This window comes from Flavitalea antarctica (assembly GCF_054461535.1).
Map to the genome: position 1 here is coordinate 1 of NZ_JBTLQG010000005.1, position 21,040 is coordinate 21,040.

General features: G+C 40.3%; 12 protein-coding genes. 8 read left to right on the forward strand and 4 right to left on the reverse strand.

Annotation, left to right across the window (positions count from 1 at the left end; all coding sequences use genetic code 11):
* The coding region (locus ACX0G7_RS07005; RefSeq protein ID WP_458922724.1) for a hypothetical protein at positions 1–909 on the forward strand (909 nt) is incomplete at its 5' end.
* Between the two features lie 71 nt (positions 910–980).
* Here the strand turns inward: ACX0G7_RS07005 and ACX0G7_RS07010 are convergent.
* Together ACX0G7_RS07010 and ACX0G7_RS07015 are read right to left on the reverse strand one after the other, a co-directional pair.
* Entirely contained in the window at positions 981–2,150 is a 1,170-nt protein-coding gene (locus tag ACX0G7_RS07010) for a glycosyltransferase family 4 protein (protein ID WP_458922725.1), read from the reverse strand.
* Positions 2,151–2,201: 51 nt separating this feature from the next.
* Positions 2,202–2,987, reverse strand: coding sequence for a methyltransferase domain-containing protein (locus ACX0G7_RS07015; RefSeq protein ID WP_458922726.1), 786 nt, complete (start codon positions 2,985–2,987; stop codon positions 2,202–2,204).
* A gap of 200 nt (positions 2,988–3,187) precedes the next feature.
* Here ACX0G7_RS07015 and ACX0G7_RS07020 point away from each other — a divergent pair, with 200 nt between their 5' ends.
* The 7 genes from ACX0G7_RS07020 to ACX0G7_RS07050 all read left to right on the forward strand — a co-directional run bounded on the left by ACX0G7_RS07020 (position 3,188) and on the right by ACX0G7_RS07050 (position 12,314).
* Positions 3,188–4,378 carry a glycosyltransferase family 2 protein gene (locus ACX0G7_RS07020; protein WP_458922727.1) on the forward strand — a complete coding sequence of 397 codons (1,191 nt, stop codon included), beginning with the start codon at positions 3,188–3,190 and terminating at the stop codon, positions 4,376–4,378.
* Positions 4,379–4,681: 303 nt separating this feature from the next.
* Positions 4,682–6,874 (forward strand): AAA family ATPase, encoded by a 2,193-nt coding sequence (locus tag ACX0G7_RS07025; protein ID WP_458922728.1) that lies wholly within the window; start codon positions 4,682–4,684, stop codon positions 6,872–6,874.
* Positions 6,875–7,016: 142 nt separating this feature from the next.
* A complete protein-coding gene (locus ACX0G7_RS07030) occupies positions 7,017–8,525 on the forward strand; it encodes an O-antigen ligase family protein (protein WP_458922729.1) in 1,509 nt (502 codons plus the stop codon).
* Positions 8,526–8,619: 94 nt separating this feature from the next.
* Positions 8,620–9,279, forward strand: a complete 660-nt coding sequence (locus tag ACX0G7_RS07035; RefSeq protein WP_458922730.1) for a TolC family protein — start codon at positions 8,620–8,622, stop codon at positions 9,277–9,279.
* A gap of 42 nt (positions 9,280–9,321) precedes the next feature.
* Entirely contained in the window at positions 9,322–10,452 is a 1,131-nt protein-coding gene (locus ACX0G7_RS07040; protein WP_458922731.1) for an acyltransferase family protein, read from the forward strand.
* An 85-nt stretch (positions 10,453–10,537) separates the two neighbouring features.
* Positions 10,538–11,191 carry a class I SAM-dependent methyltransferase gene (locus ACX0G7_RS07045; RefSeq protein WP_458922732.1) on the forward strand — a complete coding sequence of 218 codons (654 nt, stop codon included), beginning with the start codon at positions 10,538–10,540 and terminating at the stop codon, positions 11,189–11,191.
* Complete coding sequence (locus tag ACX0G7_RS07050; RefSeq protein ID WP_458922733.1) at positions 11,151–12,314, forward strand: hypothetical protein; 1,164 nt, start codon at positions 11,151–11,153, stop codon at positions 12,312–12,314. Before ACX0G7_RS07045 ends, ACX0G7_RS07050 begins: the two co-directional genes overlap by 41 nt.
* A 70-nt stretch (positions 12,315–12,384) precedes the next feature.
* On the opposite strand, the gene ACX0G7_RS07055 is transcribed toward ACX0G7_RS07050, so the two are convergent.
* Together ACX0G7_RS07055 and ACX0G7_RS07060 are read right to left on the reverse strand one after the other, a co-directional pair.
* Positions 12,385–13,542: an acyltransferase family protein gene (locus ACX0G7_RS07055; RefSeq protein WP_458922734.1), complete on the reverse strand. Its 1,158-nt coding sequence runs from the start codon at positions 13,540–13,542 to the stop codon at positions 12,385–12,387.
* 178 nt (positions 13,543–13,720) lie between these two features.
* A complete protein-coding gene (locus tag ACX0G7_RS07060; protein WP_458922920.1) occupies positions 13,721–20,710 on the reverse strand; it encodes a fibronectin type III domain-containing protein in 6,990 nt (2,329 codons plus the stop codon).
* Positions 20,711–21,040: the final 330 nt, after the last annotated feature.

The following is a 21,040-nucleotide window of genomic DNA, read 5'->3' on the forward strand; positions in this document are numbered from 1 at the left end:
TACGACTCTAATGAGCCAAATTACATTAGTCTCAACAAAGACTTTGTGTCAACAAGAAACTGGATAAATCATTATCCTTTGAAGCAATATAATTCATACATATTCGGAAATTCCAGGTCAATGTATTACCAGGTTGATACATGGAAGGATCTGATTCACACCCCGTACCAAAAGTGCTACCATTTTGACGCTTCTGGTGAGTCTATTTACGGAATCGAAAAGAAATTTCAATTTCTGGCAAGTAATAACGCTCCAATTAAAAATGCTTTGATCGTGATTGATGCTGAGTTACTAAATCAAGCGAGTAATTCTGCGGGACACATCTTCATCAAGGACCCAATAATATCAGGCCAAAATGAAATAGTCTTTCAACTAGAATGTTTAAAAGCATTTTTTGATTTTAAGTTCCTGACAGCTTATCTCGATTTTAAAGTATCAGGTAAAGTCAAGGACTATATGAAAAAGGACTTTTTGTTGGACGAGAAAACATTTTACTACGACAACGTTACCAATGAACTACGGCAAGAGGAATACGAGGCAATTATAGAAAAAAATGCCGACAGCTTTTATTTTGCCCGTCGCGGGATTTTTTATATACGTGATACTACCCAAGAAGAAGTTGCTCAACAAGTGATTCGGCAGGAACAGATTAAACTTTTGGCAAACATAAAAAAGATCTTGACAGATAATCTAACAAATTTCAAAATAATAATCAGCCCGTTATATAATCAAAAGAAACTTAATTCTGAGGATTTGAAGATCTTAAATTCAATGTTTGGCAGTAACAATGTGCATGACTTTTCCGGCATTAATGAATACACGAACAGCATCTACAATTACTATGAAACCTCGCATTACCGTCCTCAGGTAGCAAAAAAACTAATGGAGATCGTTTATGATGATGAATGAAAGATATGATCAATGGTGACCAAGTAACCTCATTTTTCATATTCTGAGTCGAACCCTGAAACCAGATTTAATCATACCTCAGTCTTTGCCACTGTTTTTGATTGGTAGGCCTGAAGAAATCGTTCTGCCCATTTGTCCCAATTAAGCTGTTGATCAAATTGTAAACGGCTGGTCCGTATAAGTTCATGATATCTCTTCTTATCGAAAAATATCTCGGAAATGAGTGATGCATAGTCATTGCCTTGAGCACTAACAGGTAAACAATACCCATTGACGCCATCCTTAACGACATCAGGTACACCGCCAGTCAAAGTAGTTATCGCAGGAACCCCATAGGAGTTTGACTCACATGCGACCAGAAGCGAGCAGTCTGCCCTTGTTGGCAACAGAAGAAAATGAACTGATGATAATAATTCAATAAATTGATCATGATCAGATTTGTTGTTCTTATTTAGAAATGGAATTACTTTCACGGCCGGATGATGAAAATGCGGCGGTGGTATACAACCACAGACGATTAGCTGAGAATCTATTCCTGCTTCAAGTAAACTTAGTAATGCATCGTAAGCGATCGCTCCACCTTTTCGCTCCCATTCTACAGCGAGGTAAAATAATGTTAGCGTTTTATTATTCTCCTTATCATAAATTATCGAAGGATCAGGCACAGAATCTATATTCGCGCCCATGGTGATGACTTGGATTTTGTTCTTAGGAACTTTGTAATCTGTTATCGCAGAACTTGCGGCCCAATTCGATGTATAAAGCAACAAAGAACTTTTCTTCAATGATTGTCTTTCTAAAAACTCACCCTCTTTTCTTGAAATTGAAGAGATCTTCTCAAACTCCCAGGTATAGTAGTCCCTAATAAGCCGGAACGTTGTGTCCGCCATATATACTATTGGAACATTTGTCTTAAAAAATGCAAGTCCGTCAGAAGACGCAGGTGCGATTACAAAATCAAATTTCCCCTTTTTGAACCTATGCTGTAGTATGCGGGATGCATACCATGCCCTGACAAGGCTATATTTATAAGAGTATTCTTTGCCGCTGAATATGCGGGTCAATTTTGCGAAGGCTCTAAGATATTTTTCTAATAACCAGGGCAACTTAACTGGTCCGAGCATCTCGACATCACCAATGTTACGTTCAAGCGTTTTGGCAAGATAATAAGTTATACCTGACCACGATCGTTTGTCGTGGGGATCATTTAAGGTTAAATATGCTATTTTTAATCTTTTCACAATGAATTTCCGAAAGCAACTGTACCACATCAACCAATTCGGATGATTTAATCAGTTTTTGAAACATAAATGAACAACATCCTTAGGATTAATCACGCATCGGGCAATCATTTCAGGACTTATAAAATCAGTGACGGAGGTAAATGCCGTGTTAAAGCCAGCTTGTTTAACTCTTTCAACATAGTCTTCACCATAATAACGCAAATGCCCAGTATCCCCATACAGCTTCTCCTGTTCCTTAGGATCAGTTACTGCAGGATCCTCAAGGGTCTCATAGTGACCATGATTTATCGGAATTGAAATAATAGCCTTGGCCCCTGGCTTCAGCACCCGGTATAATTCTCGGATTGCTTTCTTATCCTCTTTGATATATTCGAGCACATGAGAACAGAAAATGAAGTCGAAAGTATCATTTTGATATTCGCTCATATCTGTGATATCGAGATAGACAGTATCCTTAGGGTACGTACTGCCAAACTGTAATACAAACTTATCGCCGGCAATATAATTCACCCCGGGTATCTTCTTAAATCGCTTGTAGTATATAGTTTCCGGACTAACATGTAATAAGTTCACTACGCCTTTGAAAAAGTGCACATTAGCCTCGAGGTATAGCCAGAAAAATCGATCCCTGTCATTTGACCTGCACCGTGGGCACAACATTGGCTCACGTTTTGGCCCAACTTCAAGGAATCTTGAAAAATTGGTGTTGCAACAGGGACAATAGACCTTGCTCCCAAGATACTTCAGCGATCTCAGCCACAGATAGGAAGGGAGAAAATTTTCCTTAAGAAAATACTTCAATCTTGGATATTTATCGAAAACGGGCATAGGCATTTATTCAGGGTTGATTCCGGAATCGAAAAAATAGCAATAAATCGCCTATATCGCAAAGAATGGCAAAATAAAAATTTTTTCGGTACTGGATTCTGCATGTTTTAACCAATGAAAAGCTAAGAAGTTACAGGCTTGTCAAGATCCAATAATAAAACCTTAGCACTAGGATTTCAATTTTATAATTTGTATTTTGTCGAATAATGCAAATTTGGGTATATATTTTCTGGGCAAGTTGTTGTATTGTCTTTTATAACTATGTCGGTTATGCCATTTTGATTTATATACTTAATAGACTAAAACGCACTGCCACTCGAACAACTAACGCCATTATACCCGATTATCCCAACGTATCATTTATCGTAGCTGCATACAATGAAGAAGATTGTATTGAAAAAAAAATCTTGAATTCCCTTGAGCTAGATTATCCGGCAAATAAATTAGAATTTATTTTTGTAACGGATGGCTCCACTGATGACACTGTCGACATCGTAAAAAGGTTCCAATCGGTGCGGTTGGTCCATGACGAAGCCAGAGATGGAAAATCCGCTGCTATTAACAGAGCGGTTCTGACAGCCAGCCATGATATTTTAATCTTCAGTGATGCTAACACAATATTAAACAAGGACGCTATCCGAAATATTACAAGGCATTTTGCAGATGAACAGGTTGGAGGCGTTGCAGGAGAGAAAAAAGTAATCTCCCTTCAAAACCTAGGAAAGGTCAATGAGGTTGGGACTGGGGAGGGACTTTACTGGAAATATGAATCCCTCCTTAAAACATTGGACTCAGAGTTTTATTCAGTGGTTGGTGCAGCAGGTGAACTTTTTTCTGTCCGAAGAAATTTGTTTGAACCTGTCAGCCCAAATGTTATACTTGATGACTTTCTGATCTCAATGAATGTTGCTCTAAAAGGATATCGTATTATTTACGAGCCGAAGGCTTTTGCTATGGAACTTCCCTCTTTTTCCCTTGCAGACGAGAGGAAAAGAAAGATCAGGATCGCTGCGGGAGCATTTCAAGCGATAGTTCTTCTTAGGAAGCTGTTTCTGATTTGGAAACAACCACGATTGTCCTTCTTATATATATCGCACCGTCTCCTGAGATGGACCCTGAGTCCTTTATGTCTTATTTTGTGCCTAATGAGCAGTTTTCTAATATGCTACTCTACAAAAAGCTTACTTTATTCTTCCGTTTTCTTATTGCAAGTCATATTTTATGCCATGGCCGCAATAGCATCTACCAAACACATTCAAAACAAACAGATCAAATTATTTAAACTATCATATTACTTCGTATTTGTGAATATTTCTGTGATTTTAGGGTTTTTCCGATTTATTAGAGGCCGTCAACCCACAGCGTGGGAAAAAGTTAGACGCCTAAAAGAGATTTAGTTAACAATACTTTCTTGAAAAATTGCTTTTTAAAATTTATTAATATTATGTCGCGGGAAGTTATAATCAAATAAGATGCTTGTCCTAACTTTCCAATATCTAACACTATATTTGGATATCCCGCACTGACCTAAGTTATATCCCTGTTTAAGACCTACCCAATATCTTATTACTAATGATTTGCTCCCTGGTTCGGTTCAAACGCCAATGGAGACAATACGGCAGTAACTGAAAAGCCAGGCCGCTGTTCCCGACAAATTCAAAATAACTTATTTTATGGATTTCATTTACCTGCTAAGGGTTTTGTTGAAAAAAAAATGGATAATCCTCGCTGCTGGGATTTTGGCGGCAGGAGTTACCTATTTTTTCTCTAGGAATGAAACAAAAAAATACCGGTCCATTGCTCAGATTTCGACCGGGTTTACAATCAGTGACGGAATCCAGGTTGGCAATGAAACAAGTAATCTGTACGAGGCTGATACCAAATTTAATAATGTTATTGTTACTGCTACTTCACCGTCAGTATTAAGCTTGTTATCCTACGCAGTTATGCTGCATGATTTGCAAGACCCCCAACCTTTCAGAGTCCTGAAAGAAAATCAGAAACAAGACCCAATTTACAGATCAGTTAGCAAGGAAAATGCAATAAGAGTTTTGACTGATAAACTCAATACCAAATCCATGCTTACCAGTTCGAAACCTGCAGAAAAGGAGTTAATTGAGTACCTGAAACTTTATGGATATTATTATAAGACCCTGGGAAACGAGTTGGCAGTATACCGAATGCAACGCACCGATTACTTACAAATTGATTATACGTCTGACAATGCGGAATTGTCGGCCTTCGTTGTAAACAACTTGTTTCAGCATTTCCTGTTATATTATCGGGGTGTTAGAAGCATCAATAATCAGCAATCGATAGACACGCTAAGGAGCTTGATGGAGCGCAGGAAACAAGAATTAGATATCAAAAATGAATTACTCGCGACAAACGGTACCAGCATCGATAATGGATTGGGCAGCACCACGACTACTGGTCTGATATCGAATCTTGAGCAAGCATTAACTTCAGAGAAAGCGAGACAAACTTTACTTTATTCTGATCTCAAAAAAGTTAATCAGCGGCTTGGGCCTATCTCTTCCGCTGCTGCGTCAAAGAATCCAGTGACTACTTTGGATAACAACGAAGTGCTTATCTTGCGGAATGCGATGAATGAAGCGTATAAGGAATTTTTGAATACTGGATCGAAAGACCAGGTTCTTCTGACCAAATACAATGACCTCAAAGCACAATATCAAAGTAAAGTCCTGGACCCTGCGACACCACAAAAATATCTGGAAAGTGGAACGAACAACCAAGCAGAGCTGACAGCGAAAAAGGGAGATCTGGAAATTGATATCGCTGCAACGAATTCAAATATACTCCGACTTCAAAGGCAAATAAATGATTTGAAGGGCAATGTAAGAACTGAGGCTTCCCAAGGTGTTACTACTGATGTGTTATTGAAGGAGGCAGATCTTGCCAACAAAGAATACCTGGCAGCGAAAGAAAAATACAACAATGCTATTGATGTCAACACCTCATCGATTAATAACTTCAGGCAGATTTTATATGGCCAACCTGCTATAGAACCGGAGCCTTCCAAACGAAAGTTGCTGATTGGGCTTGCAGGCGTATCAGCCATTATCGTCACTATGCTGATTTTTGTGCTTGTCGCGTATCTTGATAATTCCGTAAAAACACCCGCCATTTTTGCGAAAGTGGTCAACCTCAAGTTGATTAGCATGGTAAATTTTATGGCGCTGAAAAATAGAAATCTTGCTGATATTATAGTACGCAAAGAAAATGGCGGAGATCACTACGATAAAACAAGATTAAATGTATTTCGGGAATCACTTCGCAAACTTCGCTATGAAATTGAAAAGACGAACAAAAAGGTTTTTCTTTTCGCAAGCACCCAGAAGGGCGAAGGAAAAACTACATTAATACAAGCGTTGTCTTACAGCTTAAGCCTCAGCAAAAAGAAGATCTTGATTATCGATACCAACTTTTCGAATAATGACCTCACAATACAATTGAAGGCGCAACCAATCCTCGAAAAAATTGGTTCAGCAGATAGTTTGGGAACTACACAATTTCTCGCTGACGTTATAAAGTTACCTACCAGCGTTGGGGACGGCTCTATTTTTGCGATTGGTTCAGAGGGAGGAGACTACACTCCTTCAGAGATTCTACCACGGGAAAACATATTGCATCATCTTAAAGAGATGACAAAAGAATATGATTATATATTCCTGGAAGGCCCTCCATTAAACGACTTTTCTGATGCAAAGGAATTGACACAATATGTGGATGGGGTAATTGCAGTGTTTTCTGCTACGCACGCGATTAAACAGATAGATAAAGAGTCTATTAAGTTTTTTAAAGAACTTAATGGCAAGTTTGTGGGATCTATTTTGAATAAGGTGGATCTGGAGAACGTTAATGCTTCCTAGGGTAACTTCTCATCTCATCTTCGTTTAATACTATATGGAAGAATCTCGTTTTAAATCATTTCATGAAAAATTCGTTATCTGCGTTGTAGCTGCGATTATGATGGCGATTTTTATAAAAATCGTTTTCTTTTAACCTTTCAAAGTGTTCAACAAAAATCTTACACCCAATACAAGGAACTCTTCAGTTAAACAAGACAATGTCTTTCACAAGATTTTTGTTCAGCAAAAGCTGAATCACTGGCTCGGCTATACGATACTCGCGTTACTCTCAGTAGCGATAGGATACCTTATTGCGCAAAAAACACTGATTGGCCTTGGAATAGTCGGTTCTGTATGTGGGCTGGCTATTATTTTGATTTGCATGCTCAATACGACAGCAGGCCTGTATATAAACCTGATTTATGCATTTTTCGCGTTTCATATATCCAGACTATTTTTCAATGACCTGTTACCTGTGGGAGTGATTTCGGATATTCTTATTCTTGCTACCCTTTTCAGTTTCTTCGTAAAGCGAATATCGCTCAGGCAAAGATTAAATTCCTTTTCACAAACACCAATTGTAATAGTATTAATAATTGTTTATTGTTATACTGCAATTGAACTCTTTAATCCAAACGCACACTCATTCAACGGATGGTTCCAGGCCTTCAGAAAAATACTTGGAACCTTGCTAATGCTTTTCATTGCATATAATGTATTTGACAACATAGTTCAAGTCCGTAAATTCATTACATTGCTTTTCATACTATGTACCATCTCAGCACTGTATGGATGTGTTCAACAATGGCATGGCTTGTTTGAATTTGAATTAGACTGGGTGACCGCCGATGCGCACCGTTTTGGATTGTTGTATATTGACGGAGATTTCAGGAAATTTTCGACCATGTCCGACCCAACAGCCTTCGGCATTATAATGGCAGTGGGAAGCGTTTTTTTTATCGTAATCGCTTCAGGGTTAAAAAATAACAAAAGACGTTTTATAATTCTCTGCAGCTCGGCGCTCATGTTGCTCTCGATGAGTTATTCGGGCACTCGGACAGCAAATGCGATGATGGTGGGTGGATTGGTGTTATTTATTCTAATTACGTTGGATCAAAAAATGACGCAAATACTTGCTGTTATTTCCACGATAATCTTCCTTGGTGTTATGTATGGTCCGTTTTACAACCCAACTGTGACGCGGTTCAGATCTACATTTATCGGTACACAGGACGATTCTTATAACGTTAGGGAAAAAAATCGAAAACGCATTCAGCCCTATATATACTCCCATCCTATAGGCGGTGGTCTGGGAACCACAGGCGGCAATGGGGTAACTTATCATCCCGGTCACTATCTTGCAGGGTTTCCTCCAGACAGTGGCTACCTCACAAAGGCATTAGAACTTGGATGGATTGGTTTGATAATCTTCTGCGTCCTCAATTTCACAATTTTAAAGAGTGGCATACATGGCTATTTTTTGTGTAAAGACGAAAAGTTTAAAATTATCTATGCTGCTTGCACAAGTGGTATTTTCTGCTTTTATATCGGTGAATTTTCCCAGGTTGCTCTGGGTCAGATAACAGACCTGGTTGTATACTATCCGTTTGTAGCCCTTGTCCTCAAAATAAAAACTTTTGAACAACCAAACCCTCAAGTGAATGAGATATAGAAAAAACACATCATCAAATAACATTAGTATGACTAAAATTGTACCTGAAAAGTTATTTTACTTTATTCGGAGAACGTACGTTATTCTGTTTTGTATGATCTCTCTTACAAGCGTGTCAGCGCAAGTGAATTCGCCGTCCTTGAATCAATTCATGAGATCGGACTCGGTAGTTGAGGAAAAATTAGTGCAACTTGCCATAGACGGACCCGTATATAGTGGATCTAATCACCAAAATAAAATCAACGAATTACAACTAAAAAGAGCGAAAAATGCATGGGCAAACCTCCTAACGTTTTCGATAAACTATAACGATCTTAGTTTCGCAAAAAATAATTCTTCAGCTACTTATGTTTACCCAAAATATTTCTTTGGCTTAACTATTCCTTTTGGAACACTTTTCTCTCGAACGGAAGTAAAATCTGCACGGGAACAAATTGGCATTAGCAAAGACAATCAGGAGCAATTGGCACGGAATATTCGTGCAGATGTACTTGGTAAGTACAAGCAATATAAAAATTTTACCCAACTAATCGTTCTGCAGAGTCAGATTGTAGATGATGAGGAGACAGCTTTCCTGCAAGCAAAAGAAAAATACAAGAATGGCAACATCACTATTGAAATGCATAATAATGCTCAAAAAACTTACAGTAATGAATTAGCAAAAAAACTATCCTTGCAGCTCCAACAGGATATCGTGAAGCTTGAGCTCGAAAAAGTCATTGGAGTATCGCTTGAGTCTGTCATGCAAAACTAATACTACGTGATCCTTTGCTAATATTTTTTATTTGATCGAAGCATGTATTCTTCCCCACTGACCCTTACCACCTGGATTGGGAAATCCTTCAACCTCAAGCAGCTAAATAAGAGCCGCTATCATTGGGTAGACTATCTCAAGGGTATTGCGATTCTGCTTGTCGTCTATCGTCACGTACTTATCGGCATTGAACGAAGTGGAATAATTATCCCAGGGATACTGCAGACAGCAAATCTGATATTCTACAGCTTTCGCATGCCACTTTTCTTCATTCTCTCAGGACTTTTCATCAATTCAAGTATCGCCAAACGAAGGACCGGCGAACTGATTTTTATGAAATTTGAGAATATCCTTTATCCCTATCTCATCTGGTCATTTTTGCAAATAAGCATCCAGATTCTGTTTGCCAGTTCGACCAATTCTCAAAGAACAATTATTGATTATACATATATTTTTTACCAACCTCGTGAATTAGACCAGTTCTGGTATCTTCCCGCATTGTTCAATACAAGTGTCATCTATTTGTTATTGAAAACACGGCTTCGTATAAAAACATACATTCATGTCACTATCGGGCTTGTGTTCTTTTTCATTTCCCCTTACCTTCAAAAAATAAGCATGATATCTGACTGGATGGGCTTTTATATCTTTTTTGCACTGGGGGATGTTATTTCGGTATTATTTTTCAGGGAGTCCTCACAGAAAGTTTTTAAAAAACCTTTTCTCGCTTTAATATTTCTACCTGTATTTGTTGCCACTCAAGTCTATTACCTACAATTCGATGAGTATTTTTTTGTAAATGATTTTGGCGGAAAAATTCAATTTCTTGGAATTTCTCTAATCGGTTGTTTTGCGATGTTTTTGTTTGCAGTCCAAATACAGGAATGGAAATCGCTCACCTTCCTGAGAATGTTAGGCATGCATTCATTGCAGATATACGTGATGCATGTATTTGTGGCGTCCGTTTGCAGGATATTGCTGATGAAATTTGCGGGCGTAACCCAGCCCGTTACCCTACTAATATCTGGAATTACAGTTGGCGTATTGGTTCCTGTTATGTTATACAATCTGTTCATAAGGAATGGAATGCTATGGTTTTTATTTTCCCTTCACAAAAATCAAAAAACAAAATTAAAAACTCAGAAAGCTGTACCTGATGTACTTGCGTCATAATATCGGGTTATTGTGGTCATGGCATGAGCTCATGCGTGACTGATTACGCTCACATCAGATGGATACGTATACAATTTGTAAGGCTATGAATAAACAATTATCGAATCAAGAACTTCTTCGTTTCCTTAAAGGGATAAGTTTTAAGGCCGGTTTGATTGACAGGTTAAAAGTTTACTATCGTCCAATGGTTTGTCCATTTGTAGAATTAATAGCGATGGTAGCAGAAGGACAAAAGGTCGGTGATATTGGCTGCGGTTCAGGCCAGTTTGCATTATTGTTAGCTGAATTCGCAAAACCATCTTATGTTTTTGGAATTGAAATAAATGATCGCCTTGTAACAAATGCAAAAAAGCTTTTCAGTGAGTATGCCAGTCTGAAATTTGATTTCGAAAAGTTCGACGGAGTTCATTTTCCCGACAAAATCAGCGAATTAGATATTCTTTTCCTAAATGATGTGCTGCATCACGTCCCAAAAAAAAATCAGGAACAATTCCTTTCAGATTTGATTTCGAAAATGAAAAGAGGGGCTAGCCTTGTTATTAAAGATATCGATCAAAGCAGTATGTTAGTCTATTTCAATAAAACCCACGACCTCATCTTCGCGGGAGAAATTGGGAATGAATTAGCAGTAAGCTCTACTATTGAACTATTGCGTCGACAACATTTAGAAATTCTGGACTGTCAAAAAAAACGAATGTATGTTTACCCTCATTACACCATCAGAGCAAAGAAGCAATAAATTAAAAGTCTTTCTTTTTACTGTTTGCTTATCATTGTTGTCAATTTACCCGGTTTATAAAAATTTCTATAATGGTAGAGCCGTTACCACCTATGAGCGACATATAGCACTTATTGAAGGCCGGTCAGAATATTTCAATCCCTGGCAATACCGTGTCCTCTCCCCTATGCTCATAGAGGGTATAATGTGGCTGTATAATCACACGATAGACAGGATTTACCCAATTGAGCAAAAGACACACTTCCAGTTTACTCAGACTTCGGAACCAACCGCGGAGACCAGTGAATTTATCAAACTGCTAAACACTAAAGGGGCGCTGAAATACATGATCGTATTCATTGCTTTTCGTTTTATATTAAACTTGATAATATTTATACTCGCCTGGAAACTATGGACGCATTTTGTCGAAAACAAGTTGCTTATAGTTTTTGGTCAAATTTTTCTATCACTCGCGATGGGAAACGCAGTTATCGCAAGTGACCTCACCTTCAACACTTATTTGGATAATATTTTTTATCTGACTGCAGCATGCTTAATCGTTTATAAGCTAAATCCATATTGGCTTGTACCTATTGTTATCCTGGCTGCACTCAATAGAGAAACGTCCATGTTGATACCGTTCCTATATTTCATTTCCCATGTTGACTTCACGCAATTTAATTTTAAAAGAATGAACGTAGCAAAGATTCAATGGCCCAGGTTGCACGTTTGGATGTTAACCATATGTTTGTATGTCGTATTTTTTGGAATATTTGCAGGAGTTCGTGCTTATTTCGGATATCAACCACAACAAGTATGGAAAGTTGAATCTGGCGCGCCTATGATAAAGCTGAACCTGTTTAGCCCAGTGTCTGTTAAGTCGTATTTTGAAATGCTGGGGGTTTTCAGCGTTATACCCCTTATAATACTATATAGGTTCAAAGCATTTCCCCTGAGGCTGAGAGTGTGGTTCCTGGGCCTTGTACCTATCTGGTTTTCTGTTCATATCTATTCAGTGGTAATCTACCAGACACGCCTCTTTATGGTCCCAATCATTCTAGTGATTATTCCTATGTGGCTTTGGTTAGTAGAAAACCAAACATCGCCTGAGAAACTAAGAAAAAATGTGGGAGGCACAATTTGAAATTCACAAGTACAGCAATTACGACCTGGCAGTAAACAGAATTCAATAATAATCCACAGTCCTTGATCAATTAAGTTGTGGCAAGGGACCTTTTCCTTGGTCTGTCCCGAGGTATCCTCTTTCCGTGCAGGAACTCACCAATCTTTGTGTATCGAACAAAGTAGTGATAGCTCGTGAGGCTGAGAGCGAATGTAGTAAGGATAACGATTGGTAACCTCAGCACACCAGGCACTGAGGACCCGATTAATATTACCTGGCAAGTAACCACTATAATAATATGAATGAGATAAACCCAGTACGCAGCATCTGACAAGTACCGCCAAATGTAGCTTTCACGCGTAAAGTATTTCATGAAAAGTCCGGTTATACCAACTAAAAGTGAAACCGTTACTATAGCAGCAATCGAATATTTTAAATCGGTTCTGAATTTCGGTTCATAAATGAAATACAGCCCAGATAAAACAGTCCCGAATAAAAAGAGAAACCATCTGTATCTAATCAATGAGACTACACTTTTCATATTTATCTGCATTAGCCATCCACAGGCGTAAAAGATTCCGTAATAAATGAGATAAAATAGATTTGGACGTATACTCGTATTTACAGGAGGTGTCGAAGCGTTAAAAGCATATAAAACAACGAAAAGCAGGATAGTTACGAGTCCTAGTTTTTGGGGTGTAAGATTTTCCATACGACGTTCCCATCTTCCTGTAACGGATCTTTTATTTTGATCTGCTAGAACATGAAGTAATAGCGATAACAAATAAAAGATTATGAGGTAATAGAGAAACCAAAGGTGCACAAGACCATTCCATTTCCTCATCAAATCTACACTGTTACTGAGAGCTTCACTTTTGTTTAAGTTTTCCACATAGAAGAAACGATAGTAGTGGAATGGCAACAAGCTGATCGGAACAAGTAACACGACTCCGGCGATAAAGGGAACAACAATTCTCTTAAAGCGCTGCATAATGAAATATTTTCCACCGTATTTTAAAATTACAAGGCGGGCAAAAAAACCAGCCACCAAAAAAAATAACGGCATCCTGAAGAAATGGATATACTCATATAGCCAGTCAAGAAATCCAAGTTTGAAAGAACTATCATTTGGCCAATTAGCCTCAGGAACAGTCTTGTAAACAATTATTGAGTGGAGAATTATGCCGAGCCACATTGCTATCGTGCGTAATGCGTCGAAACCGTTAATTCTTTTGTTACTGGCTGTCATCTTCAATTCTAATTGATTAATCTCAAAAGTAATATTTGGTTTTGTCGGATTCAAGTCCTTGAAGCTCTAATTCCATTTCTCACAAAGTCCGTTTCAATTTAAGCCTTTAGTCACATAGAATGGGAGAGGCCGCCTTTTCCACAGGCAGCCTCTCGTTTTAATTTGAACCTCGTATATGCTATCTTTTGATAAGCTTGATGGTTTCCGCTTTTCCACCCGGCATTCCAATTATCCTAACCAGGTACACTCCCGGTGGTAATTTTCCAAGATTCACGCCGGCGGTGTTTAGTTTATGCTGGCTATTACCCCTTGGAAGATTTCGAAGTTCCCTTGAGACGATCGGCTTACCAGAAAGGTCTAGTAAAATCATTGACAATTTATCAACTGGTTTCTCAAGCGATACATTAATCATAACATCATCTGCAAAAGGATTTGGAAATGCACGTACGGTGTTATTTCCCGTTACTGGGTTCAAGGAACTTACTTCGTTTGAAGGTGGTATACTTGTCGAGACCAAAGTCCCATTGCGTACAGGTGCAGCAGACTTCAATACGGTCGGTTCAGTTGCAATAGAATAAGCCTGAATCACCATAGCCCCTATGTAAGCGTAAGGCGACGCACCTCCTGCTTTGATCTCAACGATAACCGATCCGTTGGCGTCAGCCACGACATTATTAATCTGTACGGTTTGGTTGATATTGTTCACAGCATTTAGGAGGACACTCTGTGATCCAATTGAGTAATTAGTGGTCCTGTCTGCTGAGAACCCTCCCCCGTCGCGACTAGCGAAGAAAATGAAGTTATAAGCTTGCGCCTGGCTTAATCCATCGATTCGAAGTCTGGCAGTAAGCCCAGCATCGAGCCACCAGGTACTTCTGATTACATTATCAGGATATATGCCTGAATTATTTCCGGTATTCATTCCAAACGGATTAACTCCGTAGAAAGCGGAACCTACAACCGTCATATTTATACCAGTAGGATTGTTGATGTCGTTTTTCAGGTTTGCATATATGTCGCCTTCTATAGGTGCTTTGTTTGTATTATTCCATGGAGCACCGGCGGCATTTTCCTGGTTGAAGTTAATGAACACTGAATAAGAAAGTGTGGCCGCATTGGCAGTGTTACTATAACCAGAGTAAATATCAGGCGTTTTAACGGCTCTTACTTTGTAGTAATACACTGTGTTTTGAACTAATCCCTGGTCAAGATATGAGGTCACGTTTGCACCGGTGGTGGTAACAAGGGAGTAAACACCATTGGCGGATGTGGACCGGTATAATTCAAATCCAGTTTCGTTCGTAGACTTGTCTGTCCATGTCAACTCAATTGCAGTGGTTGTCTTCGGCGTTGCAGCCAGGCTAGATGGATCGAAAGGGATCCCGTTGTCCACATATGATTGTATCACCAGTGCATTGAGGTATGCATATACTGAACCTGTTGCCTTCCTGACATTAAACTCAATAGTACCACTTGCGTCCGGAGTCAGCCCTGTCAACTGCACTGTATTACTAATATTACCTGCCGCATTTATTGTCACCGATTGAGTTCCAACTGAGAAAGTTGTATTTCTGTTGTCAGTTACGCCCCCTCGGCTTGCGAAGAAGATGAGATTATACTTTTTCCCGATCGTTGAAAGACCTGTAATCCTGATTCGCTTGGTGGCGGTTGAACTTTCAAAATAAGCGGTTTTTAGTACATTGTCCGGATATATTCCACTGTTGGTACCTGTAGTTGCACCAAGATCATTGGCATTTTCCCATGCATCAACAAGGGTGATAGCCGCTGTTGTCGGTGTTCCGCTCTCATCCACTAGTCCCGTGATACTTGCATTAGCTGTTGGCAGTCTATTGAAGCTGTTCCACGGCGAAGGGACCGGCAGAATCTGATTGAAGTTAACCAGTATTGAGGTCAGATCCTTATCCGTCACGATTATACTGAACTCTCGAGTGGAACTTGTACCAGAATTGTCTGTAGCGATAATCCTGACTCCAGCAAAGGTGCCAGAGGTGCTACCTGGGGCAACATGCAATACGCCTGTTCCGTTTCCATTATCATTGAACGTAGCAAAAGATGGCAGCCCGGTAGCTGTCAACGTGATGGTTTCGCCGGGCGCATCAACAGCTGATACTGGTATGTCTACTACATCCTGTGTTTTTATCTTCACATCCGAGATGGCGTTCAACACCGGAGCACCATTCGGAGTGGTTATGGTAACAGTGTCACTGTATAAAGAAGCACCGTATGAGTTCAACGCCCTTATTGTATAATAATAGGTAACATTACCTACCACACCTGCATCCTGCAGAGCTTGAAGATTTGCATTATTTCCACCTGGATTTAGCAAGGCATAACCGCCATTCCTATCAGTGGATTTATAGACTTCATAAGCAGTCTCGTTGTAGGCTGCATCTATCCATGTGATGTTAACCTTGCCTGTGTTTGAGACCGCCGCCACATTTCTGGGTTTCGCCGGTACGGTGCCATCGTCATAGATTGAATTGATGATCATTGCGTTCAGGTATCCGTATGCAGAGGCAGTTCCTTTCTGCAAAGTGAGCACAAGTGATCCATCAGGTTGGGGAGTAAGATTATTTACAGAAACTGTATTTTGGGTATTGCTAGCGGCATTCAAGGTTACAGTTGTACCGCCAATTGTATATCGCGTGGTTCTGTCATCTGTTACTCCCCCTCTGCTACCGAAGAAAGTAAAAGAGTATTTATCCGTAGTGCCCAGGCCATAAATTCTGACTGTTTGCGTATTTGCGTCTGTGAAATAAGCAGATCTCATTACGTTGTCAGGATAGACACCTGAATTGTTACCAGTTGAGGCTCCGAGCAAATTAGTTGCGTTTCCGATATTTTGCCATGGACTAGTGATTTGCAGTCCAATTGACGTGGTAATACCTGCGTCGTCCTTTAAGTTAGCAAAGTTATCGTTTAAGGATGGGGTGGCCTTGTTGGTATTATTCCATGGCGCAGGTGAAACTGAAGTACCATCCGTAAAATTGACAAATATTTTCTTGTTAGGATTAACATCTGTTACGTTGATAACAAAAGAAGTTGTATCCACCGCAGAACTCTGATCTTCAACCTTAGCGGTTACCTGATATGGACCGTTGTCAGGATAGCCTGGGGCCAGGTTAATAGTTACATTATTGCCATTAATCACAGGTGTTGCAAAAGCGGGCAGACCAGTAAACGACCAGGTCAGTGTTTCACCATTTTCATCGTTCGCAGCAAGAGAGATCTGTGCGGTTTCACGCTCGGCAATTGTGATATTGCTCACATCCGCTACAACTGGCAGGAAGTTACCATTTACCAGTAGTTGGAAGATTACTGAGTCTACACCACCGTTCTGATCAGCCACCTGAACTTTAATTGAATTATAAGTACCCTGATTAGCTAAGAGTGGATTGAAAGTTATCGTCCCATTGCCGTTAGTGCCCGGCATATATGTGGCAAAGGTCGGCAAGTTAGACACGGAAATGTTTAATGTTTCCGGATCCGCATCCGTCGCCGAAACATTTAACACCAACTGTGTACCATACCTCATCGCCTGGTCAGTGATCCCAACGAGTTTAGGCAGATTATTACTTGTCTTAGCGCTGTCTTCTGAAGAATAGTCTGAATATCCACCTAAATTCCTCGCTCTTACTTTATAGTAATAAATAGAATTTGCAAACAAGCCCGAATCAATATAGCTAGAACTGTTAGCACCTAATGTAGCAAACAGCACATAATTGCTATTTGTATTCGTTGACCTGAATAATTCGTAAGATGTTTCGGTAGGAACGTCAGACCAGCTAATCTCGATCTTGGAGGTTGATATGCCATTTGCCAAAAGCGAAGATGGGCTTACAGGCGCTGCAGGAAGAGCCGGAGTAGTAGCTGTAGATTGAGGTAAAGAGCCTCCGTTCATCAACGTTGTAATCTCTGTGATTGAAAGTGCTCTGTTATAGATCTCAACATCATCTAGTTTGCCACTAAATCGAGCAGGCGTTGTTGTCTGGAATACGTTACCGTTACCTCCATCTCCGTAGCCAAGTCGATGAGAACCATTTGTAGTAGTAAGTGTATTAAATCCTAAGTCGTCGTTAGCAGAAACTTCGATTCCATTCACATATAATTTAAGTGAATTGACATTATAAACCAGAGCAATATGGTTCCAGGATGTGCTGGTATACGGCACGCTGAAATTTCTCCGGGTATTATTACCTGCCACGCCCGCATAGAGCCTATTTGCATCCAATCTAAGTCCAAGGCCATCGTCACTTGCACCAATATCCAGAAGAAAACGGTTGCCTGTATTATTGGCTGATTTCGCCCATAGAATCACCGTTTTTTGGGTATATGAATTCTGTAGGAAAGATCCCGAAGTAGGAATTGTGAGGTATTGAGAAGTGCCATTTAGGTTAACTGCATGGCTACCCTGCTTCTTATCAATAGGATCAAATGTGGGCGTGCTGGTTTGACTAAGATTTCGGTTATTTCCACTTCCATCTGTGTAATTGTTATCCAGTTTCCAGCTAGCTTCATTGCCTGTCCCCAGGTTTGCAATTAATGAAGACTCACCATGTTGACCCAACGCCCTGATCCTATAATAATATCTTGTGCTTGGACTTACTGTAGAATCCATATAGGCGGTTGCATTGGCCTTCGCCTGCCCAACGGTCACAAAACCGGTTGATGCATTGGTAGATCTCCAAATCTCAAATGCAGTTTCATTGTCACTATTATCCACCCATGTCAGGTTGATCTGGGTGTAGGACGCCGCGACCGCGACAAGTGTAGATGGGCTGGCCGGTGGAGTTCCTGTATTTGCCGGAGCATCACCAAACGCAGACGCAGGGATAGAAGCATAACTTGAACCTGAAGTGGGCGTTCGCCATGACACAGTCATTTGCTCACCTCCACCTTGCTCATAAAAAGCTATTGCAATAGGATAAACACCAGCAGTAAGATTAATAGCAGCCGATGTTACATCCACGCCACCATGCAAACCATCGTTGTTAACGAGAGGCGTTCCCGTGAAGGAATATGGGGAGGTCGTCGCATTCAAAGCGCCAAGCCAGAGTCTGCTTCCGTCATCCGAGTTAGTCCTAAAGTAGTATGTTCCTGTAGTGGGTATTTTAATGAACCCCTCCCAAAAAAATGCAAAATTGTCATTTTGTGTCCTGGGTGTTAATGAAATCGAAGGCATGACACCCGAAGCAACCGGAGTAAGCAATGCGAAATTTGGGAGATTATTCCATGTTCCAGTGAAAGTATAGTACTTATAACTTATGCCGGCAAGTATCGCCTGACCTGAAACCTGGTTGCTCGCCGGCGAAACATTGCCCGCTAGGTCTCTCGCTTTAACAAGAAATGTATAAGTCTGGCCTGAAGTTAAATTATAAACAGTTTTCTGCAGCTCATCAGTCGAAAAAGAATTTATGCCATTAACGTAGACATCATACGCAACCACTCCTACGTCATCAGTTGCAGAAGACCAACTGAGGGAAATTGAGTTTCTTGTTGAACCGGAAATATTGAGCCCGATCGGCGCTCCGGGCGCCTGGCTATCTTCGTCAGTTGTACCGGATGCCTCGTTCGAAGCAGCAGAAGCTGCGCTATTATTCACAGCCCTTATCTTGTAATAATACTTGGTTTTTGAATTGAGGCCGCTTACAGTATGAGTCAGTACATTGGCATCTTTTAACGCAATAAGAGTGTAAGGCCCGCCTGGTTGCAGAGATTGGTAGATCTCAAAATTAGTTTCATCATATTGAGGAGCGGGATTGTCGCTCCAGTCAAGTCGCAGAGAAGTTTTCGACATTGTAGTAACTAGCAAGCCAATAGGCGCGTCCGGTTTATTGGGACCGTTTGCATCTATTACCTGGAAAGGCGCAGAAAAGTCAGTTGAACAACCGAATTGTTCAGTGACCCTAATTTTATAACCGCCGGGCGATGTAACATTCAGTGTGCGTGAAGTACTTAATGTAGTGGTGCTTCCTTCTTTCTGCCATAAGTATGATGTATAACCGGCAGGGACTTCAAGAGTAACACCAGTGCTCCCATCCAATGAGGGAATCACCTTACTCTTCAATCCGGAAACAGTGATCGGGGGAGCAACAGTGGGAGGCTTTAACCTGATGACGGTAGGAATAGGAGACCACTCGGACCAATTAGCGGGAATGTCAGTGCCCCTCAGTACACGACATGAATAAGTACCTACTGTAGTAACATTAATCTGGTTTGTAGTTGCTCCAGGAATTAACTGTGCATCCTTACGCCATTCATATTTACTAAACCCGGCAGATACGCCAAGTGTTACATTGATCGTCGAAATTTCATTCGCACAAAATTCCGTCTTTCCGAATAAAGTCCATGGATTTGATTTATAAGCTCTGAGGATGTATGGGAAAAAATCTCCTTCACGATAGGCATCGTTCCAAGTGCCATGTGCAACATTTGGATATAGTGTATACTTATAGTTTGCACCTAAGTTTAACATCGCGTCCCTTACCTGCTCCGATGTTCCAGGATCAGGTGCGCCATCCAAGCCGCCTTGGAAATTCCAAAATGGAATCCATTTTACCTTTTGTTTCAGGTCATTATCGTCCTTATAGCCAATTGAAGTCCATGACATCGGCAGTGCACTTGCAACATATGTAGGATACTGCTTTACGAAGTCCCATACACCTTCACCCCCGGATGACAAACCGTGAATATTGATTTTGTATTTATCCACCTTGTTGTTCGCAACCATGTAGTCAATGACCGCAGCGATCCTATTATAAAGGTCTCCGCCCCAAAATCCTCCCGGATTTTGCATGAAAAGTACATATCCATCAAATGTACCGTTATCAACAGCATTTCTATGCAGTTCACCACCGTGGTATAACTGATACTCGTTATCATACACGGTTCCATATTCTCCACGCCCGTGAAACATAATGATGATTGGGTATTTTTTCCCATCTGCCACCGTTGAGTAGGTCTTCGGAAACTTCACTCTGAATGCGCTACCATTATATATGTAGGCTTTATAAGAGGATGTATTCCAGTTCAGTCGGTTAGTTTTGACCCATTTCTGGACTGAACCGCTAGCCGGAACAGGCCTAGGATTAGCAGGATCATGAATTACGATAGGATCTGCTGGATCAATCACGCTCTGGGCCATCATTTGTGGCACACAAAATCCAATTAGGATGCATAATAACAGGGTAAGGTGTCTAGTGTAGGAGTTCATGTTTAGGGGGCTTAAATATTGACAAACATAGAGTTGGGTTAAAACTCGATAGAAAGATACTTCGGTAAATTGCTGAGAAGGATAGCTGGAACTCACAAGCTTATACAAACGCTACGACAAACGCCTGGTTAAGCATAACCTTTAACGGAAATTCAGAAGGATTTAATTGTTAGGTTATGTCCTAGGAGATTAGTTTAGAGGGGGGTAGTCGATCGCGAAGCAAAATAAGTATTATTTCCGAAATTCATATTATGTTACTGTGCT